Source organism: Streptomyces sp. NPDC030814 (assembly GCF_055572155.1).
This window is the reverse complement of the sequence record NZ_JBVIDX010000005.1, coordinates 1-25,252: the sequence shown is the minus strand read 5'-3', so window position 1 is coordinate 25,252 and position 25,252 is coordinate 1. Positions and strand designations below refer to the sequence as shown.

The following is a 25,252-nucleotide window of genomic DNA, read 5'->3' as shown; positions in this document are numbered from 1 at the left end:
CCGATTGCCCCGCAAGGCGTACCACCGGAGGTATTCATGTCCGTCTTCTCGGTCTTCCAGCAGGTCGCGCAACGACAGCCGGACGCGCCCGCGCTGGTCACGCTCGACGGCGCGGTGTCGTACGCGACCGTCCTCGGCCTCGCCGACCGGATCGCCGGTGGCCTGCTGGCGGCGGGGGTGCGTAAGGGGGACCGGGCAGCGGTGCACCTGACCAACCGGTACGAGCTGGTCGCGGTCTACTACGCCTGCCTGCGCGTGGGAGCCGTGATCGTGCCGGTCAGCCACAAGATGTCGGCCGGCGAGGTGGAACAGCTGATCACCGACAGCGCGCCCCGGTTCTACTTCGGCGAGGCCGCGGTACACGGGCCGTGCTCCGACGTCACCGAGAAGAGCGCCGCCGTCGAGCGGGCGTGGATCCTGGACGCCTCCGCCACGACCACGACGACGCGCCCGTGGAACGACGTCCTCGCCGATGCCCCGGCCACCACCGCCGAGGTCGACGCGGACGACCTCGCGGCCATCTTCTACACGTCGGGTACGACAGGACGCCCCAAGAGCCTGGTGCTCTCCCACAGGACGCTAGACGCCGGCCTCGGTCTGACGCAGGCCCAGGGCGTCGGTCGCGCCGACGCCACGTACTACATGATCAACCTGGTCAACCCGTGGGGTGTCCTCGTCCTGCTCACCTCGCTGCGCCGCGGCTCCCCGCTGGCCCTGGCCGCGACCAACGAGCCGGACGTCGTCCTGCGGATGCTGCGCGCCCACCGGTTCGGCTGGATCGGCGGTGCGCCGACCACCTACCGCGCGCTCCTCGCCGAGGCCCGCGCCGCCGCCGAACCGGCACCCGATCTCACGGACACGCGCTGCGTCACCGGGGGCGACGCCTGCCCGATCGAGCTCAGCCGGGAGTTCGCCGAGACCTTCAAGTCCTCTCTGACCGGCGTCTACGGCATGACCGAGACCGCCGCTCCCGTGATCGAGCAGCCCCGGATCGACGCAGTCGACGAGCCGTCCATCGGATGGCCGCTGCCCGGCGTGGAGATCAGGGTCGACGCCGAGCCGGACGAAGCCGGCGAGCTGCTGATCCGCACCCCCTCCCGGCCCGTCGGGTCCTGGAACGGGACGGGAGTGGACCCCTTCGACCGCCGCCAGTGGCTCGCCAGCGGGGACATCGTCCGCCAACGACCGGACGGCTGCCTGTTGTTCGTCGGCCGGAAGAAGGACCTGATCATGGTCGAGGGCTATCCGATCTCCCCGCTGGAGATCGAGCGGGAACTGTCCGCGCACCCGGACGTGGCGGCTGCCATCGCCTTCGGCGTGCCCGACGCCGCCACCGGCGAACGCATCGTCGCCCTGGTCGAACCCGAGCCGGGACGAGAGGTCGACCCTCCCAAGCTTTTGGAGCACCTGACCGGCCGTATCGGCGCGTACAAGCACCCCAGCGAGATCATCCCCGTGGACAGGCTCCCCGTCCTGCCCACAGGGAAGCTGGGCCGTCAGCGGCTCACGGCGGACTACCTGGCGGCCCGGGAAGACGCGTCCCGCACGGCGGCCAAGGAGAGCGCGTCGTGAAGTTCGGCTTCGTCATGTTCCCCACCCAGGACGCCATCTCACCCGGAGAGTTCGGCGCCCTGCTGGAGGACCGGGGCTTCGAGTCCCTGTTCCTGCCCGACCACACCCACATCCCGGCCGTCACGCCCGAAGGGGACGACGTCGCCGGTCTCGCGCCGGAGTTCGGAAAGGGCATGGACCCGCTGGTCGCCCTGGGCGCGGTGGCGCAGGCCACCACGACCCTGCGGATCGGCACCGGCATCCTGCTGGTCCCGGAACGCGACCCCATCATCACCGCCAAGGAAGTGGCGTCCGTGGACGTCCTCTCCGGCGGCCGCCTGCACCTGGGGGTGGGACCCGGCTGGATCAAACAGGAACTGCGCAACCACGGCACCGACCCCGACGACCGCTGGCGCGTCATGCGGGAGCGGGTCGAGGCCATGCGACAGATCTGGACCCATGACATCGCCTCCTACCACGGCGACTTCGTCGACTTCGACCACGTCACCTCCTGGCCCAAGCCCGTCCAACGGCCCCACCCGCCCATCCTGGTTGCCGGAAACGGCCCCCGGGTCGCCGAACGCGTCCTCGCCTACGGCGACGAGTGGATCCCGATGCTCCGCCCCGGAGTCCTCGACCACATCGCCGAGTTCAAGAAGACCGTCCGCAGGCCGGGCAGCGACCAGCCCCTCCCGGTGACCCTCTTCGGCGGCGAACTCCGTGACGCCGACAGCTACGCGGCCGTCGGCGTCGACCGCGTCCTGTTCTGGGTCAGACCCCTCGACACGGCCCGCATGACCAGGACTGTCGACCGGATCGCCCTGCGACTCGGCGACCGCCTGCGCTGACCGGACCGGCAGACCGGCAAGTCAACGACAGTCCACCGAGACGAGAGTCCACCGACAGGGACAAGGAGAGCGGAGCCGATGAGTTCCACAACGAGTGAGCCCGTGGTGCTGGGCGCGGAGTTCGTGCGGGATCCGCACGGGGTCAACGCGCGGTTGCGGGAGCTGGGCGCGGTGCATGAGGTGGTGATGCCGACGGGGCTGAAGGTGTGGTGGGTGACCCGTTGGGAGGAAGGGCGCGCGTTGCTGGCGGACGCGCGGTTGAGCAAGAACGTGGCGGACGCGGGGAAGCTGTTCGAGCGTCATCAGAGTGACATGAGTCGGCAGCGGGACTACTCGCATGTGATCAACCGGTCGATGGTGAACATGGATCCGCCGGATCACACGCGGCTTCGGGGGCTGGTGACGAAGGCGTTCACGATGCGGCAGGTGACCGGGTTGCGTCCGTGGATCGAGGAGGTCGCGGACGAGGTGCTGGGGTCGCTGGAGGGTCGTGTCGAGTTCGATGTGATCGCCGACTTCGCGGTCCCCATGGTCAGGACGGTCATCTCCGAGTTCCTGGGAGTGCCGGTCGCCGACCGGGCCGAGTTCTGCGCCCATGCCTCGGTGCTGACCTCCGACGGTGACCGAGAGGCCGCGGCAAAGGCGTCGAACGCCCTGGCCGAACTGGTCAGCAGGATGGTCACGGCCAAGCGCGCCGACCTCGGGGAGGACCTCCTCAGCTCGCTGATCCTGGCGGCCGACGGCTCGGACCGGCTGTCCGACGACGAGATCATCTCCTTCACCGTGCTGCTGTTCGTCGGCGGCTTCGACACCACCGTCAATCTTGTGGGCAACGGCATGCTGGCGCTGCTGCGCCATCCGGACCAACTGGCTGCCGTACGGGACGATCCGGCGTTGCTGGCGGGCGCTGTCGAGGAGTTCCTGCGCTACGACGGCTCGGCCAACATCAGCCACTGGCGGCGCACCGTCGAACCGGTGACTGTCGGCGAAGTGAGCATTCCCGCAGGTGAGTTCGTGTTCATCGCGCTGGGCTCGGCCAACCGGGATCCCGCCCGCTTCCCCGAGCCCGACCGCCTGGACGTCACCCGCACCGCGCAGGGGCACCTGGCGTTCGGCCACGGCATCCACCACTGCATCGGCGCACCCTTGGCCAGGGTCGAGGGGGAGATCGCGTTCCGGCGCCTCCTCGCGCACTTCCCCTCACTGGAGCTCACGGTCGACCCCGAGGAACTGGAATGGCGCCCCAGCATGCTCCACCACGGGCTGCGGTCACTGCCCGTCCGGACGGCACAGCGATGACCGCGGGCGACCCGTCGGCAGCGCGGGGAAACCCCATGAAGCACATCGTCGGCGCCGTCCTCTCCGGCGACGCGACCAGCGCCGATGTCGCCGGTCTGGCGATCCCCGAGTCCTGTCGCGCCGTGGTCCTCCGCAAGGAAGAGGTCGGCCTCTTCGAGGGAATGGCCTCGGCGGACAAGGACCCACGCAAGTCGCTGCACGTGGACGAGGTGCCGGTGCCCGAACTCGGTCCGGGTGAGGCCCTGGTGGCCGTCATGGCGTCGTCCGTGAACTACAACACCGTCTGGTCGGCCATCTTCGAGCCACTGCCGACGTTCGCCTTCCTGGAGCGCTACGGCAGGCTCTCCGAGCTCACCAAGCGGCACGACCTGCCGTACCACATCATCGGCTCCGACCTCGCGGGCGTCGTCCTGCGGACCGGTCCCGGCGTCAACTCCTGGAAGCCGGGGGACGAGGTCGTCGCGCACTGTCTGTCCGTGGAGCTGGAGTCGTCGGACGGGCACAACGACACGATGCTCGACCCCGAGCAGCGGATTTGGGGCTTCGAGACGAACTTCGGCGGGCTCGCGGAGATCGCACTGGTGAAGTCCAACCAGCTGATGCCCAAGCCGGACCACCTGAGCTGGGAGGAGGCCGCCGCACCCGGGCTGGTCAACTCCACCGCGTACCGCCAACTGGTGTCGCGCAACGGCGCCGGGATGAAGCAGGGCGACAACGTCCTCGTCTGGGGCGCGAGCGGCGGCCTGGGCTCGTACGCCACCCAGTTGGCGCTGGCCGGCGGCGCCAACCCGATCTGTGTCGTCTCCAGCGAGCAGAAGGCGGACATCTGCCGGGCGATGGGCGCCGAGGCGATCATCGACCGCACCGCCGAGGGCTACAGGTTCTGGGCGGACGAGCACCACCAGGACCCGCGCGAGTGGAAGCGGTTCGGCAAGCGCATCCGTGAGCTGACCGGCGGCGAGGACGTCGACATCGTCTTCGAGCACCCGGGCCGCGAGACCTTCGGCGCGTCCGTCTACGTCACGCGCAAGGGCGGCACGATCGTCACCTGCGCCTCCACCTCGGGCTTCCAGCACGAGTACGACAACCGCTACCTGTGGATGTCGCTGAAGCGGATCATCGGCTCGCACTTCGCCAACTACCGCGAGGCATGGGAGGCCAACCGGCTGGTCGCCAAGGGCAAGATCCACCCGACCCTGTCCAAGGTGTACGCCCTGGAGGACACCGGGCAGGCCGCCCACGACGTCCACCGCAACCTCCACCAGGGCAAGGTCGGCGTCCTGTGCCTGGCCCCCGAGGAAGGCCTCGGAGTCCGCGACCACGACAAGCGCGCCCAGCACATAGACGCCATCAACCGCTTCCGGGAGACGGCTGTTGCCTCCCGGCCGCAGGAGAGGACACCTCGGTCATGACACCACACAGGCACGTCGTCGGGATCGTCGGCCTGGGCACCGTCGGCCGGGTGCTGCTGGACATGCTGCGGGACACCGGGCACGAGGTGATCGCAGTCGACTCCGACCCCGCGGCCCTCGCCCGGCTGAACGGGCGCCCCACGGCCGACGGTCCCGCCCCTGTTCACCTCGGCGCGGACATCGCCCAGCTGAGCAGGGCCGACCTGGTCATCGAGGCGGTGAGCGAGGACGAGGCCGTGAAGAGCGAGACGCTGCACCGTCTGCACACCCTCTGCGCCGACGGCACCCCCGTGGTGACCACCACGTCCTCACTGTCACTGCCCCGGCTGGCGGTCGCCTCCGGCCGCCCCGCGGACACGATGGGGCTGCGCTTCCTGATCCCGCCCGAACCCCAGGGCCCGGTCCAGGCCCTGCGCACGCCCATGACCTCACCGGAAACCGCCGTCGCCGTCGACGAGCTGGTCGCCCGGCTCGGCCTGACGCCGGTGGCCGTGGACTCCCGGTGCGCGGCCGACGCCACCGCCCTGGTGTACGCCTACCTCAACCGAGCCATGACCCTGTACGAGCGGGGCGAGGTGGACCGGCACGACATCGACACCGCCATGCGCCTGGGCTGCGGCCTGCCGTTCGGGCCACTGGAACTGCTCGACCGCATCGGTCTCGACACCGCGCTGTCCGTCCTCACCGGCCTGTGGACCTGCACCGACGACGACTCCTTCGCACCCGCACCGGTGCTGACCCGGCTGGTACGCCAAGGGAGCCTCGGCCGGAAGAGCGGACACGGCTTCTACGCGTACGACGTCGACCGGCCGGCCGAGCCCGGCCGCCTCGCCGGTCTCCCTGCCGCACCGGCCGACGTCCGTCGCGTCGGCGTGGTGGGCTCGGGGACCATGGCCCGCGGTATCGCCGAGGTCACGGCCACGGCGGGCTTCCCGACGGTGCTGGTCGCGCGCGACGCGGACAAGGCATCCCAGGCCCTGGCGCGGATCGGCGAGTCACTCGTGCGGGCCGTCCGCCGGGGCAGGATCGGGCCACAGGTGAAAGCCGCCGCGCTGGATCTGCTGGTCGGTGCCGACGACGTGGATGCGCTGGGCGACTGCGACCTGGTGATCGAGGCGGTGACGGAGGACCTCGACGTCAAACGCGCCCTGTTCGCCCGGCTCGGTGCGGTGTGCCGACCCGGTGCGCTACTGGCGACCACGACGTCCAGCCTCTCGGTCACCGCGTGTGCCGAGGCATCCGGACGCCCCTCCCGCGTGCTGGGGATGCACTTCTTCAACCCCGCCCCGGCGATGCGGCTGGTGGAACTCGTCCGCACCGACGCCACGAGCGACGAGGCCGCCGCCACCGCGCAGGCCGTGTGTGAGCGGCTCGGCCGGACGACGGTGCACTGCCGGGACCGCGTCGGCTTCATCGTCAACTACCTGCTGTTCCCCTACCTGGGGCGCGCCCTGAACCTCCTGGACCGGCACGACACGGACATCGAGGGGATCGACACGGCGATCGAGCGGGGCTTCGGCCATCCCATGGGCCCGTTCGCCCTGCTCGACACCATCGGACTGGACGTCTCACTGGCCATCCAGGGCGAGTTGTACAAGGCGTTCGGGGAGCCGGACTTCATGCCGTCGCCCGTGCTCGAACAACTTGTGGCGGCCGGTTGGTTGGGACGCAAGAACCGGAAGGGACTGAGAGCGCAGTGAAACTCCTCAAGAACGAGGGGCCGGGGCGGCGGGTGAGCCCGTGGTTGCCGGCGGATGCGGGGTCGGGCAAGAACGGGGCGGACGCGGTGACGCTGTTCCCCGGCATGCTCCACCACGGGCTGCGGTCGCTGCCCGTCCCGACGGCGTGAGGGGGAGCGGCATGCGGCACAGGTTCACCGACAAGGTCGCCCTGATAACCGGCGGCGGCTCCGGACTCGGCCGCGCCACCGCGGTCCGGCTCGCGACCGAGGGCGCCCGGCTGGTCCTGGTCGACATCAACGAGCGGGGCCTGGCCGACTCCGTGGTGGAGCTGGGGGAGGCCGCGCCCGGCACGGAGGTACGGACGGTCGTGGCGGACGTCAGCCAGGAGGCGGACGTGGCACGGTACGTGGCCCGGACCGTCGAGCACCACGGCCGGATCGACTGCTTCTTCAACAACGCGGGTGTCGAGCCGACGCAACGGCGCACCGAGGACATCGGCCACGAGGACTTCGCGCGGACCGTCGCGATCAACCTCACCGGCGTGTTCCTCGGCCTGAAGCACGTGCTGCAAGTCATGCGCGAACAGGGTCACGGACGGGTGCTCAACACCGCGTCGCTCTTCGGTATCCGCGCCAACGGCCTGGGATCCGACTACCACGCCTCCAAGCACGGCGTGGTCGGCCTGACGCGTAACGCCGGCGTGGAGTACGGCCGGTACGGCATCACCGTCAACGCCGTGGCCCCCGGCACCATCCTGACCCCGATGCTGGAGAACCACCTGGGCGTGCTTCGCCGGCACGCCCCGGAGGAGATCGACAAGGCCCTCGACAGGATCCCGGCGGGGCGGTTCGGCCGCCCCGACGAGGTCGCCGCCCTGGCCGCCTTCCTCCTGTCCGACGAGGCGTCGTACATCAACGCCACGGTGGTGACGATCGACGGTGGCCGCTCCGAGCGGTCCTGAGGGCGACGGGGAGGCCAACGCGGGCCCGCGGCCCAGGGCCGAGGCCCGTGACCGCTCGCGTCCTCCGCCGGGCCGCCGCCCTCCGCCCTCGACCGCCTCAGCGGATCCTGACCGACTCGACAGCCAATCGCTTGCGGATGGCCCGCCCCGGACAACGCGTACGGGGGATCACCCGGCGAAGGAGCCGGCCGGGCGGCGGAGATCCTCTCGACATCGGGGCTGACCGGTTGCTCGGCGGGGAGCGGCTCGCGGCGGACCGGTACTCGCCTGCCCGACCTGGTGTTCCGGGCCCGCCGCCACGAGGAGGCCGACCTCATCGGCACAGTGGTCCTGCACCCCGTGGGAGCCCGGCAGTGAGCGGGCGTTCCGGCCCGCCGCTCGGCTTTGCGGAGGTCCTTGACCTGCCCCTGAGCGTCGACCTGCGCACCGCTGCCCGCGCTTTCGGGATCTGCCCCGGGACGGCGTACAAGCTGATCCGCCTCGGTTCTTTCCCATGCCCCGTGCTGTGGGTCGGCGGACGCTACCGCATCCCCACCGCTTACCTGCTGCGCACGCTCGGTATCGAGGAGCTACCGCTGTACGCCATTCCCATGGAGGACGACGTGCCTCGCGCAGCCTGCGCAAAGCGGTGAAGGAGATCTCCGCCGCGGTGAAGCAACCGACCTCCGCCATCACGAGGATGGGGGAGTGGGCGGCCAAGGCTCGTGCGATGGCGCACAGCGCCACCGCACGACACTGCTTTGCAGGGACCCGGACTTCCTCAGAAGCCCGGGCCCTGTGTCGCGGGACGGCGCGGAACACGCAGACGAAGATCAGTGGCCCTAGCCACACCGCAGCGCAGGCCCCCGCCCCCTCCGGACGCTGTTGGCACGATGAGTTCCCTCGGCTCAGGAAGCGGTGAAGTCCTGCGGCTCAAAGCGACCGACCTCGGCGCGAAGCCGGTCGGTGGACCAAGGCCAGCTGAAGCTGTTGCGGCCGTTGGCGTCGAGGTAGTAGCTCCTGCACCCACCGGCGTTGTAGACGGTGCCGGCCAGCGCGGTCTGCAGCCGGGCGTTGTACGCGGCCTGCACGTCGCCGCGTACCTCCAGAACCGCCCAACTTTCCTCCCGTGCGGCCTTGATGGCGCCCAGGACGAGGTCGAGCTGTGCCTCCAGAATAGCGAACGCCGACGAGTGCCCGGTGCCCAGGCCGGGGCCGAGGAGCAGGAAGGCGTTGGGGAAGCCCGCGACGACGGTGCCGAGGTACGCCTCGGGGGAGCCCTGCCAGCGGTCGGCGAGCGAGTGGCCGGCTCCGTCTCGGACGAGGCCCGCGAGCGGCGTGTCGAGGATGTGGAAGCCGGTGCCGAGGATGATCGCGTCCACCTCGGCGGCGCTGCCGTCGGCGCCGTGCACGGTGTTGCCTTCGACGGCGTGCACCGCGGCGGCGTGCACGTCGACATTCGGTCGCCTCAGCGCGGGGTAGTAGTGGTTGGAGAACAGGATGCGCTTGCAGCCGATGGTGTAGTCGGGGGTCAGCTTGCGGCGCAGTTCGGCGTCGCGGACCGTGGCCCGCAGGTGGGCCCGTGCGATGGCCTGGACGCCACGCATCAGCCCGGGGCGCCGGAATCCACGTCCGAGCGTCTCCATGGCCCGGTACTCCAGCCCTGCCACCGCGGCTCGCGCGCCCGGCAGGTGGCGCATCGCCCACCGTTCGGCCTTCGGTATGTGATGGTCCAGCTTGGGCAGCACCCACTGGGCGGTGCGCTGGAACACATGCAAGCGGGCGACGTCCGGGGCGATCGCCGGGACGAACTGCACGGCCGAGGCGCCGGTGCCGAGCACCGCGACGCGCTTGCCGCGCAGGTCGTAGTCGTGGTTCCAGCGCGCGGAGTGGAACACCTCGCCGGGGAAACCGTCGAGGCCGGGGACGTCCGGGACGAGAGGCTCGTTCCACGGGCCGGCGCCGGCGATCAGGAACCGGGCGGTGAACTCACCGGCGTCGGTACGGACGAGCCAGCGGGCCTGGCCGGGCTGCCATCGCGCTTCGGTCATACGCACCCCGAACCGGGTGTGTTCGCGCAGCCGGTACGTGTCGGCGACCCGCCTCACGTACGTGAGGATCTCCGGCTGGTGCGCGTAGACCCGCGTCCAGTCCGGGTTCGGAGCGAAGGAGTAGCTGTAGAGGCGGGACGGTACGTCGCACTGGCAGCCGGGATAGGTGTTCGCCCGCCACGTGCCGCCGAAGTCGTCGGCCGCCTCGATGATCAGGAAGTCCCGGATACCGGCGCCGCGGAGCCTGGCCCCGGCGCCGACCCCGGAAATGCCGGCGCCGACGACGATGACCTCGACGTGTGTGCTCATGCCGCGATGCTCCTGTCGATGGCTCGCTTGACGCGGTCGGGTGCGGTGCGCAGGGAGACGTCGAGCGTGGCCGCACGCCGCCGTGGGTCCATGAAGTTGGCCCCCATCACGGCCAGTTCCTCCACCCCGGGCTCGATCCGGACGACGCGGCATCCCGCCGCACGCAAGAGGCGTTCTTCGGCGTCGACGATCCGGGTCATCCAGCGGCGCAGGAGCCTTTCGAGACGGCTCAGGCCGGTGGCGGGTGCGCCCCCGGAGGTCGACATGGGAGCGACGATCACCACCTCGTCCAGCCCCAGGGGTACGAGGAGGTCGGCCGAGGTCGGGGACACGGCGCCGCCGTCGAGGTAGGTCCGCCCGTCGATCCGCACCGGCGGGAACCAGCCCGGGATCGCCCAGGACGCGGCGATCGCGCTGCCCAGGTCCGTGGCCGGAGCTTCCGGCGCGCCGAACGCGACCCGCCGGCCCGAGCGCGCGTCGGCCGCAACCAGCCAGGTGTGCGTGGAATCCGGCCACGGACGGCCCTCCGTCAGCGCGGCACCGAATCGGTGCAACCAACGCGCGTCGCCCCGGCCGCGCGGCAGCAGCCCCACCAGCCCCGACCCCGGCGAGACCCGGCCGCGTACGGCAGCGGTCACCAGCCCCGACCCCGGCAGGCCGGGCCACGGGACGGGAGGCAGTGCACCCTGGTGGGCGTGGACGTGTCCGAGTAGCACCGGGTCCGCGCCGGTCTCTCCCCGTACCGCCGCGAGCAGGTCGGACACGGACCGTCCGGAGCCGAGAGCGGACACGACTTCTGCCCCGGCGGACGTCCCCACCGACACCTCGGCGGTCCGCACGTCCCAGTCCAGCTCCGCTTCCACTGCGGTGAGCGCGGCGACCGTCCAGGCGAAGCCGAGCGTGCCGCCGCACCCGACCACCAGTGCACGCCGTGGAGCCACAGATCCCCCTGGAATTCAGATATCAATGGAATCCGGAAGCTAGCGGTATTCTGCAGGCGTGGCAAGACTGACCCGGGCCGAGAGCCAGGCCCGCACCCGCGAACACGTCCTCGACACCGCGCACGACCTCTTCCTGCACGATGGCTTCACGAAGACATCCATCGAGCGGGTCGCGGAGGCCGCCGGCTACTCGAAGGGCGCCGTGTACTCCAACTTCGCGACCAAGAACGAGCTTTGCCTGGCCGTCCTGGACCGCATTGCCCTGCAGCAAGTGGCGTACATCGCCGCCGAGATGGGAGACGCGCCCCGCCTGGAGGACAGGCTCGCGGGTTTCGCCCGGTGGGCCGAGCAGCACATAGGCGACAGCTCGTGGACCGCACTGGAAGTCGAGTTCGCCACCGCCAACCGCCGCGACGCAAACGTCTGCGAACAGCTCGCCCACCGACGGCGCGCCGTCACCGAGGCCCTCGCGGACCTCATCCGGGCTCAGATGCAGGAACTGGGCGTCACGCCCCACATGCCCGCGGACACCGCCGCCTTCGTCCTTCTCAGTCTCGGGATCGGCATCGGTGTCCAGCGCGCGTTCGACCCCACCGTCCCCGTACAGCCGCTCGTGGACCTGCTCCGTCAGGTCATGACCGACTGACCCCGCCCCCGGATCACGGCAGGCACCCGGGCATGTGGAAGCGCTCGTCGCCCCCTATCCGGACGATGTCGATCGCAGTGTCGTCTGGGTCCCCGCCGGTCATCGAGGAGGCATCGGGCCCGATCGTGTACCTGCTCCTGTCCTACGGCAAGGCGGAAGTGGTGTCCGAGTACGCCGCTACGCTCACTCGCGAACACGGGCTCGTCTGCTTCGATCCGCAGGGAGAATGCCTCCGGCCGTGATCTGTTCGTTCAGCGGGCGGACCAGAGGAAGATGCCCGCGATGGGAGGCCGGCGCGGTAGACCGTGGCGGTCTTCTCGTAGCGGCTGGCGATGCCGCGCCAAAACCCTGTCGGTGCTGTCGGACGGTCAGCGGTCGACGACGTCCTTGTCGAGGTCGCGGTGGACCAGGTCGACGACCAGGTCGCGGTGGGCGAACTGCTTGGCAGCCTCGGCCGGTCCGTACGCGGCGACCTGCTCGACGTCCCCGGCGACCACGGCGCGCAGGGACATCGCCGTAGTGGCCGCACGGTGGCGTCCCCCGGCGCGGTCGGTGCAGTGGTTGGCTCCGGCCGCATTTCCGTCCTCGTCGTAAACGACCTCATGCATGCCGCGAATCCGCCTGACCTGATCCGGCCGGGTCCGTGAGCGTTGTCCCCGTCCAGGGAGGCCAGGGGCTGGCGCGCGGTCGCCCGGTGACGGACCCGGCATCATCCATCGGGCGTCGGCAGGTAGCTCCGTGCGTGGTCACGTCACGCGCCGGCGCCCCCACCCGGGCCACGGAGCAGGCCGCCGCGCTCTCAGTGCGCAGGCTCACGTGGGCGGCGCGGGGGCGCCCCCGCCCGGTGCCCGGATTGCCGGAGTGAGCCGGGCGAGCTCGTCCGGGACTGGGCGCACGCGACGTGAGGTTCAGCGTGCGAAGACGGCGCAACAGCCATCAACTACCCACGCTTGTCGGATGGTTGGGATAATGGTTGGATCATTCTGTGGGTTGCTTACATGCTTCGACGTGTCCTCTCTTCCCCCATCTCAACCAGAGTCTGGCGGGCTGGCGCAGCTGCTATTGCGACAACGAGGACAACTGGCGCGAGTGTGCGCGCTACCAGGTGGCACTCACCGGTGAGCGGGTGCCGATCACCCTGCTGCCCAATGGACGGCACGCCCATCATCTGGCGCCGAGGCCCGCGCCCACCGCTTCCGAGAGGCGCGGTCCCGGCCCCGCCGAACAGCCGCCGGTGGCCCCCGACGAGCCCGAACGGGGCTGGTGGGCCCGGTTGGCCGAGTGGATGAAAGGCAACGCATGACCGCTTACTGGCCCTGGTGGGCGGGTGCTGTCGGACTCGCCGTACTGACCATCGGCTACACCCTCGCCGCCGACCGGCCTTTCGGGGTGTCGGGGGCCTGGGAGCGAGTGCTGCACTGGCGGCGTGAAGCCGAACTGGAGCGGAGAGAGGCTGAGTTCGCCGACGAACAAGCTCTTGTCGCCGCTCTCGGTGCGGCCACCGCCGAACATTTCGGCACCGTGCCCGCCGCGCCCGTGCCCGCCGCGCCCCCGGGGCCGACCGACGCGCCGGCCACGGACGGACGCCGCCGAGGTGCGCACCCGCGCCCCGCTCCGCTGGTCACCCAGGCCGTCCTGTTGGCCTCGATCTTCGTGGGGGGACTGATCGCCGCCGTCACCTCCGGGCAGTTCCACGTCCGCTCCGACATGGGTGCGGGCTACCGGCATCTGGTGACCGGCAACCCGGTCGCCATGGTCGCCCTGCTCTTCGTGGGAGGCGTGCTGGTCGGCTTCGGCACCCGGCTGGCCGGTGGCTGCGTTTCGGGGCACGGGCTCAACGGCTGCGGTCGGCTCAGCCCCGTCAGTCTCGTCGCGACGGCCACATTCTTCGGTACCGCCGTCGCGGTGTCGTTCCTCCTGTGGAAGGTGATCTGATGCGTAGCCGGGGCGGAGTTCTGCTCGCCAACCTCCTCACCGGGCTCGCTCTCGGCTTCACCGTGACCCGTATCGGGTTCGGCGACTACACCGAGCTGAATCGCATGCTCACCTTCCAGGACTCGCGGATGCTCCTCGCCGTCTTCGGCGCCATCGTGATCATCGCGAGTGTGTTCGCCCTGCTGCGGGTGCGCCGGGGCGCGGGGCGCCTCCACGCAGGCGTCGTCCCCGGCGCGGTCCTGTTCGGTATCGGCTGGGCGATCTCCGGCGGATGCCCCGCGATTCCGCTCATCCAGGTCGCCAGTGGTTACCTGCCCGCCTTGGTCACCATCGCGGGCATCGTCGTCGGGGTCAGGCTGTGCCGCTGGGGCAGTGGCCGGTTCTTCCGGATCGACAGAGGCTCCTGCGAAGGGTGAGCGACAGGGCCCCGGCTGGGCCCTCACGGCGTCGGCCGGCGGTGTAGCGGGGCTCCTCGGTGGTCTCGGAGCGTTTGGTCGTCGATACTCCTTGGCTGATCCGACCGCCCGGTGCCGGGCGGGATGTCCTTCTGCAGGGGCCCCAGCCAGTTCGAATGGCTGCGGCCCCTGTTGGGCGACGCCATCACCCTGCACTCGAAGCCGACCGCACCCCGGCGCTCCTGATGACCATCGAAGGCCGCGACGCCCGCGAGGCCCATTCACATCTGGCCGCGCGCGGTGTGTTCGCTGGAGCGGAGCGCTGCGCACCGAACTCCCGGCAGGCGTCGCTCGCCTCCATCTGCCGACACAGTCCAGTCGCTCTCCCGTCCGGTACTCGCTGACTCCTGTCACTGGCACGGAGGCGATCAGCCTCGGCGAGGCCGTCACGCCCAAGGCCCGAGCGGACGCGCTGCGCCGTGACCGGCAACAGATCGCGGGCGAGAGACGCGCTGCCGCTCGCCCTCCGGACCCGGGCCCCACTCGGTGTTTCTGGTAGTCGGCAGGCACTCCGCGGAGCGGCACCTGGTTGAGGATGTACAGGGCAGTGGTTTCGTAGGCGGGAGCGGGCAACGTTTGTCGACGGTTTCCGGCAGCATTTAGCGATCACACACGTCAGAAATGTCGATGAGAACTGACAACACCACCGCGAAACGGTGCGGACGGTGGAAGCCGTTAACGGAGCCAAATGGTTCGCGGATCAACCGTTTGGTGCGTAGCCTGATCTCCGTGATCACCTTTGAGCTTTCTGACGGAGTGGGGCGACGTGTTGTCCTGCACGAGGTGAACGACGAGAACTGGCGTGCTGTCGCGGATATCGCTCCGCTGGACGACCAGCGCCGATACGTGCCCGCGTTGGCGGCCCGCTACCTGCTTCTGTCATTGCGGGAAGGCATCTGGCATTCGATGGCGATCTGCGCCGATGACACGGTGGTCGGTCACATCATGTGGGGTCGTGACGAAGACGGCTCATACTGGCTCGGAGGCATGGTGATCGATGGCACCGAGCAGGGCAAGGGGGTCGGGCGGGCGGCGGTGCGAACCCTCATGGAGTGGCTGGCGCAACGTGAGAGCTGCAGGGAGCTTCGTCTGTCGTATCACCCGGACAACGCCGTGGCCGCGCGGCTGTATGCCTCCGTGGGCTTCCAGCCGACGGCAGTCTCTTCCGGTGACGAGGTCGTTGCCAGTCTGTCTGTGCTTGACGGTCATCCGAAAGCCCTGAACTGACCGTCGTTCTGACGAGACGAGAATGATGTTGGTCTTGGTCAGTTCGTGGACGAGTCCTGGGCCTGGGCGGCGCGGGTGCTGGCGAGCCGGTAGGACTCCGTGCCGGTCTCGATGAATACGCAGGGCTTCGTGGTGTACGCCGAGTTCCTCGGCCGTGCGGCAGATCACGGGCTTCGGCTCGGAAGCGCGGTACATCCCACCGCACGCTCACGCAACTCCAGCGGGTACTTCCTCGGGGCAGGCATCGTCAGAGCTCCTCTCGGTGAGCCCATCTGACCTGCTGTCACCTCTCCCTTCGTCTCGGCGGAACCTCACCGGAGGCTCCGGGGCCGGGTATGCCCGCTCTGTTCCAAGGCCGGGTGGGGGCCCGGTTCCCGTCCCGTCTTTGCGCCTGGGCGACGATCTTGCCTACGGACGTAAGCGCCCGCGGGCCCGCGTCTGCTGAGGGCCTTCCACAGGCATGCCTGTTCTGTGGTGGGGTGCTGACCAGGCAGGTGAGCAGCCCGCGGGGGATGGTGGTGTCATGGGAAGCATCAGCGGTCGGGCGGCGACAGAAGCCGTCCCGGGCGCGTGGGCCGGGGGCTTGCGCTCGGGTGGTTACGCTCCGCTGCGGGACTACGCGGTGATCGGTGACGGTCGCACTGCCGCTCTGGTTGCCAGGGACGGGTCGGTGGACTGGCTGGGTTTGCCCGACCTGGACTCGCCCGCGGTATTCGGCGCCGTGCTGGACGCCGCCCGCGGCGGCCGGTTCACCCTCGCACCGTCGGTCCCGTACCGGAGCGAGCGCCGCTACCTGCCGAGCACCAATGTCCTGGAGACCACCTTCCGTACTCGCACGGGCACGGTGCGGGTCACGGATGCCCTTACGCTCCACGACGAAGCGACGCTCACGCCGATGCGGGAACTGCTGCGACGCGTGGACGGAGTCTCCGGGTCCGTGCCCTTGCACTGGAGTGTGCAGCCCCGGTTCGGCTACGGCACCCACCACACCCGAATCGCCCGACGTGCCGGTGTTCCGGTGGCGACAGGTGGAGGCGATGCGCTCGCGGTCTGCGCCTGGGATGCCGGTGAGCCCACATGCGCGGGGGATGCCGTCAGCGGGCACTTCGAACTCGCCGGCGGTCGGCGCGCACTGCTTGCGATGCCGTTCGCCCATCAGGAGCCTGTCGTCCTGCCTACCCGCTCCGACTGCGAGGTGCGTCTGGAGGCCACGTGCTCGGCCTGGCGGAGCTGGGCGCACGACCGGCTGTACACCGGGCGGTGGCATAAGGCCGTGATGCGCAGCATGCTGGCACTGAAGCTGCTGGTCTACGCCCCTTCCGGGGCGGTTGCCGCGGCGGTGACGGCCTCGTTGCCCGAGGAGATCGGCGGCGAGCGCAACTGGGACTACCGCTTCTCCTGGGTGCGCGACTCCGCTTTCACGCTGGACGCCTTCCTTCGGCTGGGCTGCCCGGCGGAGGCACACGCCTACTTCTGGTGGCTGATGCACGCTTCCCAGCTCACCCACCCCCGTCTGAACGTGCTGTACCGGCTGGACGGCGGGAGCCACACCCCGGAGAAGACCCTGCCCTGGGAGGGCTACCGCGGTTCGGGCCCGGTCCGTATCGGCAACGCCGCAGCCCGGCAGGTCCAGCTTGACACCTACGGCGAGCTGATGCAGACGGCCTGGCAGTATGCCCAGGCCATGGGCGGGCTGGACGCGGATGTCGCCCGCCGTCTGGCAGAGCTGGCCGACCTCGTGTGCACGGCCTGGGAGGAGCCGGACGCGGGCATCTGGGAGGTCCGCAGCCCGCCCCGGCACTTCACCCAGTCGAAGATGATGTGCTGGGTGGCCCTCGACCGCGCCGCCGACCTCGCCGAACACGGCATGATCCCCAGCCGGCACCTCGAGCGCTGGCACGCCGCGCGTGAGGAGATCACCAAATTCATCGAGGCCCGCTGCTTCTCCCCCGAGCGTGACAGCTACGTTCGCGCCGCCGGCAGTGACGACCTGGACGCCGCAGTCCTGCTGGGTCATCTCTACGGATACGGCGGCGACGGTCACCGCGTGCAGGCCACGATCAGCGCCCTGGACCGCCACCTGCGGCACGGACCCTACGTCGACCGGTACTCCGGGGAGGACGGCCTCTCCGGCGGCGAAGGAGCCTTCCTCGCGTGCTCCTTCTGGCTCGCCGAATCCCTCGCCCGCACCGGCAGCCTTCCGCAGGCGACCGAGCTGATGGACGAGTTGATCGGCCTGGCCAACGACGTCGGCCTCTACAGCGAGGAGACCGACCCCGCAACCGGCGACTTCCTGGGAAACCTGCCACAGGGCCTGAGCCACCTGGCGCTGATCAGCGCAGCCTGCGCCATCACCGCTGCGAGCAAGGAGAAGCAGCGGTGAACGCCTGGGGAACGGCTGCGGGCGCCTTCGTCGGCACACTCGCCCTGACGACCGCGCTGCGCGCGGCCAGTGAACTGAGACTGACCCGCATGGACCTGCCGTTTCTCCTCGGTACGGCGGTGACTGTCAACCGGACCCGCGCCAAGGCCTTCGGCTACCTGATGCACTTCCTCAACGGGCAGATCTTCGCGTTCGTCTATCTCGCCGTCTTCGCCGCCGTCGACCGGGCCGGCTGGTGGCTGGGCGCCCTGTTCGGTCTCACGCACGGCTTGTTCGCCGGCACTGCACTGGTCAATATCCTGCTGCCGCTCGTCCACCCCCGCATGGGCAGCCCCTTGACCAGCGCCCCACAGACAGCGCTTCTGGAACCGCCCGGTTTCCTGATGCGCAACTACGGGCCCGGCACCCCTGTGGTCACCGTCCTCGCTCACATCGGCTACGGAGCGATCGTCGGCGGCTTCACCGTGACGCCCTGACCCCGGCCGTCGGCCGGACAGGCCGCGATGCAGGTCGCCGGGCCTGGGCCTTTCCGCCGCTGATCACCTCCGATCGCACCGTCGGCTCTCTCGTCCACGCCTGAAACCACCCTTGCCCCAGCGCTTCCTGGAAAAGACAGGACCGCCGAGTTCACGGGCCGTGATGCTGGTGCTCATCGGATCGCGGCCCACCTTGCCGCCGACCACCCGGGCAGGCCGTGCCCGCGCAACAACCTGTTCGGCTGGCCATCGCGACCACTTTTACGTTTCCGGAGGGCCTTTGAGACTGGTCAATGCCGTAGCTCACAGGCACTGCGCATGGCAGATCAAGCGTGACGAGTCCACGGATAGTCCACGCCAAAGGAGTGCGCCGCCTGTCAGTGACTCATTGAGCTCTTTCAGCGTTGCCGCTCCAGCGTGAGGACGGCAGCGGCGATTGACGTCATTCGATTCGGACTGCAGCGGGACCGGCGGAAGATCCGCCAGGACTTCAGCCGTGCGACGCCGCGCTCGACCGGGCCCGGGCTGCGGACAGCGCGCGGTTGACGGTTTGCTGGGTCGGTGTGAGCTCGCGGCCCGGCGGGCGTCCGAGGGGTGTCGTCACCCATGAGCCGGCTCCCACGTTAGCCCGGTCAGCGAGGACTGGGACGCCTTGGCGTTCGCAGATCCGGATGATCCGGTGGTTGCACGCCGCCGCCAGGTCGTGGGCGCGGCCGGGGAGTGCGGGTGAGATCCACAGCAGCCGGTCGTCTGGACCGGTGACCATCTGCACGTTCACCCCGTGTCGGCGGTGTTTGTGGGAGTAGTCGGCTGGGCTGTCGCCGACCCGGTCGCACTCCGCGCGGGTGCCGTCCAGCAGGACGTACTCCGGGTCGGCTTCACGCAGGGCGCGGAGCAGGCCGGGCGCGCGGTCGGCGAGCAGGTCGATGACAGCGGCCGTGTAGGCGTGGGCGGTGCCGACGGATATGCCGAACCCGGCCGCGATCTGCGTCAGGGTGTCGCGCCGACGCAGGTACACCGGACCGACCAGGGCACGTCGGTGCGGCGGGAGTTTGCAGCGGCGGTCACCCTCGCGGGTGACGATGAGCACGGTGACCCACTCGACCAGGGCGTGAGGCAGGTCGAGCGCGGCAGAATACGGAACCAACCCGGCTCCTGTGCCTGTGGGTTGAGACTTCGAACAGCTCCCCCAACGGCACGGGAGCCTCGTGCGTTGCGCACACCACCAGCGTCCCCCGATCAGTGGCCGAGCTGAAAACGCTCAGTCACTCACGGCCCGGCGGGTGGTTACGGGTGTGAGTAGTTGAGGTACAGGAAATCCTGGTGAGATTGATCCTGGTCGAAACGCCCGGCCGAGGACACTTGGTCGGGCGCTCCGGATGAACGGCTACGATTCCGCGGTCAGAGCTCGCCGCGGCGTGCGAGCTGCTTCACCGCGTTCTCACGATGATCTCGTTCTCGGCGTCGCGCAAGCCCTCGAGGGCTTCCCGGGCCTCCGGGCCGGGAATGGCGCCGAGCGCCCAGATCGCCTTCACCGCGAGCGCCCGGCACTCGTCGAAGTCCAGGTGCTCGGGAACCCAGCGAGTTGCCAAGGCCAGCGTCGGCACCGTCTTGCTCGAGCGGAGCTTGCCCAGCATAGACACGATGTCTTCGTGCTCCCTGTGCCAGTCGGCAGGGAACAGCTCGATCATCGCGGTGATCGTGCTGCTCTTGCTGGGCGCAGGCGTCCGGACGGGTTGTCCGGTCGCGGCCGCTGACCACGCCGCCTGGGTTGTCCTACGTGTCGTCGGCCGGGTGCAGTGCATCGGCGTAGAGGGTGAACAGGCGTAGGGGGGTGTGGTCGCTGGTGTGTGGGGTCTGGTGCAGGTGGTGCCAGCAGTCGGCTGCCAGGCGGCGGGCGTGGGTCCCGGGCCAGGGTTGGGGGAGGAGTTGCGGTGGCAGCAGTGGGTCGGGCTCCATCGCTGTGGTGAAGAGGGCGGCGAGTTCGACGGCCATGCCGAGCCGCTCGGCTTCGGACGGAGGATCGTTCTCGGTGAGCTGGGCGAGGCAGGATCCGGCGAAGGCGGCCAGGCGTTGGTGGCGCTCGGCGATCTCGTCGAGCGGCCACAGGGTTGCGGCCAGGGTGAGCGGGTCGGTGATGTCGCCGATGCGCAGGTCGGTGGTGGACATGCGGGTGAGCGCGTCGGCGACGCCGAGGTGGCGGGCGTGTGCGTCGACGAGTTCGCCGACCGGGTTGGCGGTGACGTACAGACCGCTCTGGACGGGGGCGGCGCCGAGGTGGAAGAGGCGCTCGCGCAGGGTGTCGCGGGCGGTGCGGCGGGATTCGGGGATGGCGAAGGCGAACAGGTGCCAGATGCCGTCCCAGGGGGTGAGCCCGGCGTCCTGCCGGTAGGCGTGGCGGACGTAGGCGGCATCGGGTGCCACGGAGCCGGTGACGTCGGACACGGCCCGCAGCGTGGCCTTGCGGCCGCGGCCGTCCTGGGTGAAGCGGCCCGCGGCGACCAGGCGTTTGACACAGAGCCTGACCTGCGTCTCACTCATGCCGAGCAGTGCCGCGACGGCGTAAAGTTCGCCGGCATCGACGGTTGCGTCTTCGCGTACCAGGGCGTGGACGAGCAATCGGGTGGGGATGTCCGGCCTGTTGTCATGGGGTTGCTCAGGTCCGGGGGTGCGGGGCGTCATCGGCCCTCCCGCGCGGCGGTGAGGTCCGCCCTGGTTACCGGACGGTGCATGGTCGTCACGGCGCCGAAGCCCAGCAGGCGCCGCAGGTAGGGGGTCTGCTCGGTGTGTACGGCTGTGAAGCCGTGCCGCTCGTACAGTGCCCGGGCGCGGGGGTTGTCGTCGATGACGTCGAGGCGGACGCGGCGACAACCGGACTCGGTGGCGATGGCCGCGATCTGGCGCAGAAGCAGGCTGCCGATGCCGCGGCCGCGGTGCGCGGCATCGACGGCGATTCCGTCCATGACGAGTTCACCGGGCGCAGGGGTGCGTTCGAACAGGGCCAGCAGTGCAAGCCTCGGCAGGCCGCGAAGGGGGCCGTAGGCGGACAGGACGTCCTTGACACCGCCGCCTGTCAGCGCCCGCCCGTCAAGGCGGTAGCCGGCCACGGCGACCACCTGCCCGCCGTGGAGGGCGACGACGCCCCGGTCGTGCTGCAGGTGGGCGGCGATGAACGCGCGTCCCTTGTCGGGGGGATCCAGTGCCGGCGCGAGCTTGCGGCCGAACGCCTCCCAGTACAGCGCCGCCACCTGGCCTTCGCTGCCGCCGGGCACCCCCCGCTGGACCACCAGCTCGCCGTCCACGGTCATCTCCAGGCCCTCCCATGTCCGTTCACGGATCCACCTTGCGCTATCGATCCTAGTACGTTCATCATCGCTACGACCGTTTTTCAAGCGATCGGTTTGGTGGTTGTGGTGTCACGGACAGGGGGTGCGCCGGTGCGGCGCAGGTGGCGATGGCTGGTGTGGAGCGCGGTGGGACTGCTGCTCGTGGCCGCCTCTCTCGGCGGGGTGGTGGTGTGGCAGAACACCTACTCGCTGCGTGAGGAGAAGGTGTCGCTGCGGCACGACGGGGCGCTGCCCGATGGCGTGCTGGCGCTGCCGAAACACGGTCAGGGGCCATTCGGCCTGGTCGTGTTCGTGCACGGGGACGGCCCGATCGACGCCACCCATGAGACGTTCTACCGCCCGCTGTGGGAATCGTTCGCCCGCGCCGGGTACGCCTCGCTGTCGTTCAGCAAGCCCGGTGTCGGTGCTTCGGAAGGCGACTGGCTGAAACAGAGCATGGACGACCGGGCCGACGAGACGCTGGCCGCCGTGGCCTGGGCCCGAACCCGCCCGGACATCGACGGCCGCCGCGTCGGGCTGTGGGGGGCGAGCCAGGCCGGCTGGGTCCTGCCCAAAGCCGCCGCCCGCGACGGCCGGTTGCAGTTCGTCATCGCCGTCTCCCCGGCGGTCAACTGGCTGCGGCAGGGCCGCTACAACCTCCTCGCCGAACTTGACCGGGCCGGTGCGAGCGAGCAGGAGAAGCAGGCGGCGCTACGCAGGCGGGTGACCGTACTGGGCCTGCTGGAGCGGGGCGCCACGTTCACGCAGTACCGGGCCGCGATCGGTGACGCGGACGGTATGACCGCGGCACGGTGGGGATTCATCGCACGCAACTACCGTGCCGACGCGACCGCCGACCTGGCCGCCATGCGAGGCACGCCGCTGCTGCTGGTGCTGGCCGGCCACGACATCAACGTGAACGTCGCCGACACCGAAGCCGTCTACCGCAGCATCCTTCCCCCCACGTCCCTGACCGTCACCCACTACCCGGGCGCCACCCACTCCCTGGTCGACCACGAACTGGAAAGCTCCGCCTGGCGCCTCACGATCACCGCGATCGCCGCCCCCCGCCGGCTCTACACCGACGGCTTCCTCACCGACCAGGCCCGGTTCGTCCAGCGAGTCGACTCCGGCCGGGAGGAACAGTGACCCCTGCAACAGCACCGGAGAGCCTGCCGAAGGCCGGGCGCGTGATGAGCGTGGACGCACTGCGCGGATTCGCCCTGCTCGGCATCCTGATCGTCAACATCACCTACCTCGCCTCCGCCTACCACGGCACCGGCGTGGAGGACCTCGGCTTCGACAGCCCCCCGACAACGCCGTCCGCACGCTGGTGGAGTGTTCTTCGAAGCCAAATTCTTCCTGCTGTTCTCCTTCCTCTTCAGCTACAGCTTCACCCTGCAGCTCGCCTCCGCCGCCCGGAACGGCACCCGGTTCACACCCCGGTGGGTGTCGTGGGTCTGTCCAGCCAACGGTGCAACTCGGGTGCTGTGATTTAGCGGCGGTCGGCGGAGAGTCGGCCGTCGAACGCGATGTCGAAAGCCTGCAGGGCGGGCTTCCGACGCAGGGTCCAGCGTTTGCGTCCCTGACCGGTGGGGTCGAGGCTCATGACGGCCATGTAGACGCATTTGAGGGCTGCGGCCTCGTTCGGGAAGTGCCCGCGGCCACGGACGGCTTTCCGTATGCGGGCGTTGACCGACTCGATGGCGTTGGTGGTGCAGACGACGCGGCGGATCTCGGCGTCGAACTGGAGGAACGGTACGAACTCGGCCCAGGCGTTCTCCCAAAGCCGCACGGTCGCCGGATACTTGGCGCCCCACTCCTCCTGGAACTCCAGGAACCGGTCCTTCGCCGCACTTGCGGTCGGAGCGGTGTAGACAGGCTTCAGCGCGCGGGAGATCTTGTCCCAGTCCTGGCGGCCTGCGTAGCGGCACGAGGCCCGGATCAGGTGGACGACACAGGTCTGGGTCACCGCCTGGGGCCAGACCGCCGCGATGGAGTCAGGCAGGCGCTTGGGCCCGTCGCAGACGATCATGCACACGTCCTCGACGCCCCGGTTCTTGATCTCGGTCAGCACCTGGAGCCGGTGGCGCCCTCGCCGCCGTCGCCGGGCCCACAGGCCGAGGATGTCGCGGGTGCCGTCCACCGTGACCGCCAGGGCGACGTAGACGGGCCGGGTCGCCACCTGCCCGTCGCGCACCTTCACGTGCACGCAGTCTGAAGATCACCGGATAGACCGGGTCCAGCGGCCGGTTCTGCCACTCGGCCGTCCCGTCCATGACCTTGTCGGTAATGGTCGAGATGGTCTGCTTTGACACGCTCGCGCCGTAGACCTCGGCAGGTGGGCGGAGATGTCGCCGTGCGTCAGACCGCGTGCGGACAGCGACAGGACCATCTCGTCGACGCCGGTCAGGCGCCGCTGGCGCTTCTTGACGATCTGCGGCTCGAAGCTGCCGTCGCGGTCCCGCGGCACCGTGATTGAACCGGCCCCACGTCGGTCAGAACAGTCTCGCTCTTGGCACCGCCGCGACGGTCGGACGCTTCGCCGAGGGCGACCTGCTGTCGATCCTGGACCACCAGGACGAGCACGACCACGCAGAGCCGATCCGCCCCAGCGAGACCCACAGCCTGCAGCCAGGCACCTCGGCCTGGTCAGGCTTCGGTTCGGCCTGACTCCTCATCGACCAGGCCGCAAGCGAAGGGGAATGCCTCCAAGAACTCCCGACGGCTTGGGTCGTGCTCGGCCTTTGCAAGGTCCGCGAGGACGGTCAGGAACCGGTCGCGTTGGTCCTGCGGCAGCCGCGTCAGCACCCAGCTCACGCTCTCCATCATCTTCACCGCGGAGTCGGGGTCGACCTCGTCGTCCTCGCAACTGTCGAGGAACCAGACGACGTCGACGACCAGTCCGGCGAGGACGGGCATCAGTGGGTCCGTGTCAGCCATCCGGGCAACCTATCCGACTCCCATGACAGCAGCGCCACTACCTCGGCCGACGGGCATCACGCGTCGGCCCCGACATGGAAAGAGCACGCTTCATGAAGGACAGTCCCGCCCAACCGGCCGAGACGCGGCCCCGCATGCAAGCACCTGCGTCAGCGGTCGCCGCGACGTCCGGCGCCGCGTTCGACGAGGCGATCGCGCTGACACGCCGCTTGAAGCTGCCGCACACTCGCCGGGCAATGGCCGAGATCGTCCCCACGGCGAAGGCCCAGCGGTGGGATCCCGCCGAGATCGTGCGGGCCCTGCTGGCCGAGGAGGCAGCCGGCCGCGACGCGGCCAACCTCCGCACCCGTCGCACCCGCGCTGCCTTCCCGACCGGCAAGACCTTCCACATCTGGAACGAGGAGGCGTCCTCGATCCTGGTCCCGACGCAGTCCGCACTGCGGACCCTGGAATGGGTCGGCCGGCGCGAGAACCTCTGCATCGTCGGCCCCTCAGGGACCGGGAAGTCCCACTTCTGCGAGGCACTCGGCCAGTTGGCGGTCGATGCGGGGATGACCGTCGCCTGGTTCACCATCGAAGACCTCGGAGCCCTGATCCGCCGCCACCGCGTCGACGACTCCGTCTCGAAGGCGATCACCCGAATCACGCGAACCGATTTGATCACCGTTGCCGACATCGGGCTCCTCCCCGTCTCACCCGATGCCGCAGAGGGCTTCTATCGCCTGGTCGATGCGGCCTAAGGGCTGTCCCGTAATCCCCGGCGGGCGCACGACGCCGGCTACGGCACCTCGCCGCGTTGTCGGAACGCCCGCATACATCCAGTATGCG

At 69.8% G+C, this 25,252-nt stretch carries 24 protein-coding genes and 3 pseudogenes; 18 read left to right on the top strand and 9 right to left on the bottom strand.

From position 1 onward, the window contains the following. The first annotated feature begins 36 nt into the window (after positions 1-36). The 8 genes from ACZ43N_RS12705 to ACZ43N_RS12670 all read left to right on the top strand — a co-directional run bounded on the left by ACZ43N_RS12705 (position 37) and on the right by ACZ43N_RS12670 (position 8,385). Entirely contained in the window at positions 37-1,572 is a 1,536-nt protein-coding gene (locus tag ACZ43N_RS12705) for a class I adenylate-forming enzyme family protein (RefSeq protein WP_468097127.1), read from the top strand. Further along, complete coding sequence (locus ACZ43N_RS12700; protein ID WP_468097126.1) at positions 1,569-2,399, top strand: LLM class F420-dependent oxidoreductase; 831 nt, start codon at positions 1,569-1,571, stop codon at positions 2,397-2,399. Before ACZ43N_RS12705 ends, ACZ43N_RS12700 begins: the two co-directional genes overlap by 4 nt. A gap of 78 nt (positions 2,400-2,477) precedes the next feature. After that, a complete protein-coding gene (locus ACZ43N_RS12695) occupies positions 2,478-3,698 on the top strand; it encodes a cytochrome P450 family protein (protein ID WP_468097125.1) in 1,221 nt (406 codons plus the stop codon). A gap of 35 nt (positions 3,699-3,733) precedes the next feature. Beyond that, complete coding sequence (ccrA, locus tag ACZ43N_RS12690; RefSeq protein ID WP_468097123.1) at positions 3,734-5,110, top strand: crotonyl-CoA carboxylase/reductase; 1,377 nt, start codon at positions 3,734-3,736, stop codon at positions 5,108-5,110. Continuing rightward, the gene (locus tag ACZ43N_RS12685; protein ID WP_468097121.1) at positions 5,107-6,810 is read left to right on the top strand and encodes a 3-hydroxyacyl-CoA dehydrogenase family protein; all 1,704 of its coding nucleotides are present in this window, start codon (positions 5,107-5,109) and stop codon (positions 6,808-6,810) included. The genes ccrA and ACZ43N_RS12685 overlap by 4 nt, the downstream gene beginning before the upstream one ends. Beyond that, entirely contained in the window at positions 6,807-6,959 is a 153-nt protein-coding gene (locus ACZ43N_RS12680) for a hypothetical protein (RefSeq protein ID WP_468097120.1), read from the top strand. The genes ACZ43N_RS12685 and ACZ43N_RS12680 overlap by 4 nt, the downstream gene beginning before the upstream one ends. Before the next feature lie 11 nt (positions 6,960-6,970). Continuing rightward, complete coding sequence (locus ACZ43N_RS12675) at positions 6,971-7,753, top strand: glucose 1-dehydrogenase (RefSeq protein ID WP_468097119.1); 783 nt, start codon at positions 6,971-6,973, stop codon at positions 7,751-7,753. 353 nt (positions 7,754-8,106) lie between these two features. Beyond that, positions 8,107-8,385, top strand: coding sequence for a helix-turn-helix domain-containing protein (locus ACZ43N_RS12670; protein ID WP_468097118.1), 279 nt, complete (start codon positions 8,107-8,109; stop codon positions 8,383-8,385). Between the two features lie 255 nt (positions 8,386-8,640). On the opposite strand, the gene ACZ43N_RS12665 is transcribed toward ACZ43N_RS12670, so the two are convergent. Next, a complete protein-coding gene (locus ACZ43N_RS12665; RefSeq protein ID WP_468097117.1) occupies positions 8,641-10,092 on the bottom strand; it encodes a flavin-containing monooxygenase in 1,452 nt (483 codons plus the stop codon). Further along, positions 10,089-11,033, bottom strand: a complete 945-nt coding sequence (locus ACZ43N_RS12660; RefSeq protein WP_468097115.1) for a patatin-like phospholipase family protein — start codon at positions 11,031-11,033, stop codon at positions 10,089-10,091. Before ACZ43N_RS12660 ends, ACZ43N_RS12665 begins: the two co-directional genes overlap by 4 nt. Positions 11,034-11,091: 58 nt before the next feature. Here ACZ43N_RS12660 and ACZ43N_RS12655 point away from each other — a divergent pair, with 58 nt between their 5' ends. Together ACZ43N_RS12655 and ACZ43N_RS12650 are read left to right on the top strand one after the other, a co-directional pair. Next, complete coding sequence (locus tag ACZ43N_RS12655; RefSeq protein WP_468097113.1) at positions 11,092-11,679, top strand: TetR/AcrR family transcriptional regulator; 588 nt, start codon at positions 11,092-11,094, stop codon at positions 11,677-11,679. 65 nt (positions 11,680-11,744) lie between these two features. Next, on the top strand, positions 11,745-11,921 hold the full coding sequence (locus ACZ43N_RS12650) for a hypothetical protein (protein WP_468097112.1): 177 nt from the start codon (positions 11,745-11,747) through the stop codon (positions 11,919-11,921). A 126-nt stretch (positions 11,922-12,047) separates the two neighbouring features. Here the strand turns inward: ACZ43N_RS12650 and ACZ43N_RS12645 are convergent, their stop codons facing one another. Further along, positions 12,048-12,287 (bottom strand): hypothetical protein, encoded by a 240-nt coding sequence (locus ACZ43N_RS12645; RefSeq protein ID WP_468097111.1) that lies wholly within the window; start codon positions 12,285-12,287, stop codon positions 12,048-12,050. A 691-nt stretch (positions 12,288-12,978) separates the two neighbouring features. Here ACZ43N_RS12645 and ACZ43N_RS12640 point away from each other — a divergent pair. From ACZ43N_RS12640 to ACZ43N_RS12620, 5 genes are all read left to right on the top strand, one after another. Further along, positions 12,979-13,614, top strand: coding sequence for a YeeE/YedE family protein (locus ACZ43N_RS12640; RefSeq protein ID WP_468097110.1), 636 nt, complete (start codon positions 12,979-12,981; stop codon positions 13,612-13,614). Then, the gene (locus tag ACZ43N_RS12635; RefSeq protein WP_468097109.1) at positions 13,614-14,030 is read left to right on the top strand and encodes a YeeE/YedE thiosulfate transporter family protein; all 417 of its coding nucleotides are present in this window, start codon (positions 13,614-13,616) and stop codon (positions 14,028-14,030) included. The genes ACZ43N_RS12640 and ACZ43N_RS12635 overlap by 1 nt, the downstream gene beginning before the upstream one ends. A gap of 768 nt (positions 14,031-14,798) precedes the next feature. Beyond that, on the top strand, positions 14,799-15,296 hold the full coding sequence (locus ACZ43N_RS12630; protein WP_468097108.1) for a GNAT family N-acetyltransferase: 498 nt from the start codon (positions 14,799-14,801) through the stop codon (positions 15,294-15,296). A 523-nt stretch (positions 15,297-15,819) separates the two neighbouring features. Further along, complete coding sequence (locus ACZ43N_RS12625) at positions 15,820-17,679, top strand: glycoside hydrolase family 15 protein (protein ID WP_468097107.1); 1,860 nt, start codon at positions 15,820-15,822, stop codon at positions 17,677-17,679. Continuing rightward, a complete protein-coding gene (locus tag ACZ43N_RS12620; protein ID WP_468097106.1) occupies positions 17,676-18,155 on the top strand; it encodes a hypothetical protein in 480 nt (159 codons plus the stop codon). Before ACZ43N_RS12625 ends, ACZ43N_RS12620 begins: the two co-directional genes overlap by 4 nt. A gap of 398 nt (positions 18,156-18,553) precedes the next feature. Here the strand turns inward: ACZ43N_RS12620 and ACZ43N_RS12615 are convergent. The 4 genes and pseudogenes from ACZ43N_RS12615 to ACZ43N_RS12600 form a co-directional block, all read right to left on the bottom strand. Beyond that, positions 18,554-19,302: pseudogene (locus ACZ43N_RS12615) on the bottom strand (transposase). Between the two features lie 283 nt (positions 19,303-19,585). Continuing rightward, positions 19,586-19,846 carry a hypothetical protein gene (locus ACZ43N_RS12610; RefSeq protein WP_468097105.1) on the bottom strand — a complete coding sequence of 87 codons (261 nt, stop codon included), beginning with the start codon at positions 19,844-19,846 and terminating at the stop codon, positions 19,586-19,588. 85 nt (positions 19,847-19,931) lie between these two features. Then, the gene (locus tag ACZ43N_RS12605; protein WP_468097103.1) at positions 19,932-20,837 is read right to left on the bottom strand and encodes a PaaX family transcriptional regulator C-terminal domain-containing protein; all 906 of its coding nucleotides are present in this window, start codon (positions 20,835-20,837) and stop codon (positions 19,932-19,934) included. Continuing rightward, positions 20,834-21,463: a GNAT family N-acetyltransferase gene (locus tag ACZ43N_RS12600; RefSeq protein ID WP_468097101.1), complete on the bottom strand. Its 630-nt coding sequence runs from the start codon at positions 21,461-21,463 to the stop codon at positions 20,834-20,836. Before ACZ43N_RS12600 ends, ACZ43N_RS12605 begins: the two co-directional genes overlap by 4 nt. 129 nt (positions 21,464-21,592) lie before the next feature. Here ACZ43N_RS12600 and ACZ43N_RS12595 point away from each other — a divergent pair, with 129 nt between their 5' ends. Together ACZ43N_RS12595 and ACZ43N_RS12590 are read left to right on the top strand one after the other, a co-directional pair. Continuing rightward, positions 21,593-22,630, top strand: a complete 1,038-nt coding sequence (locus tag ACZ43N_RS12595) for an alpha/beta hydrolase family protein (protein WP_468097100.1) — start codon at positions 21,593-21,595, stop codon at positions 22,628-22,630. Positions 22,631-22,819: 189 nt separating this feature from the next. After that, the gene (locus ACZ43N_RS12590) at positions 22,820-22,975 is read left to right on the top strand and encodes a hypothetical protein (RefSeq protein ID WP_468097098.1); all 156 of its coding nucleotides are present in this window, start codon (positions 22,820-22,822) and stop codon (positions 22,973-22,975) included. 1 nt (position 22,976) lies between these two features. Here ACZ43N_RS12590 and ACZ43N_RS12585 read toward each other — a convergent pair. Continuing rightward, positions 22,977-24,025: pseudogene (locus ACZ43N_RS12585) on the bottom strand (IS256 family transposase); the annotation flags it as partial. Positions 24,026-24,133: 108 nt separating this feature from the next. Continuing rightward, positions 24,134-24,424 (bottom strand): hypothetical protein, encoded by a 291-nt coding sequence (locus tag ACZ43N_RS12580; RefSeq protein ID WP_468097097.1) that lies wholly within the window; start codon positions 24,422-24,424, stop codon positions 24,134-24,136. Positions 24,425-24,558: 134 nt separating this feature from the next. On the opposite strand from ACZ43N_RS12580, the pseudogene ACZ43N_RS12575 reads away from it, so the two are divergent. Then, a pseudogene (locus ACZ43N_RS12575) lies at positions 24,559-25,161 on the top strand (ATP-binding protein); the annotation flags it as partial. Positions 25,162-25,252 lie beyond the last annotated feature (91 nt).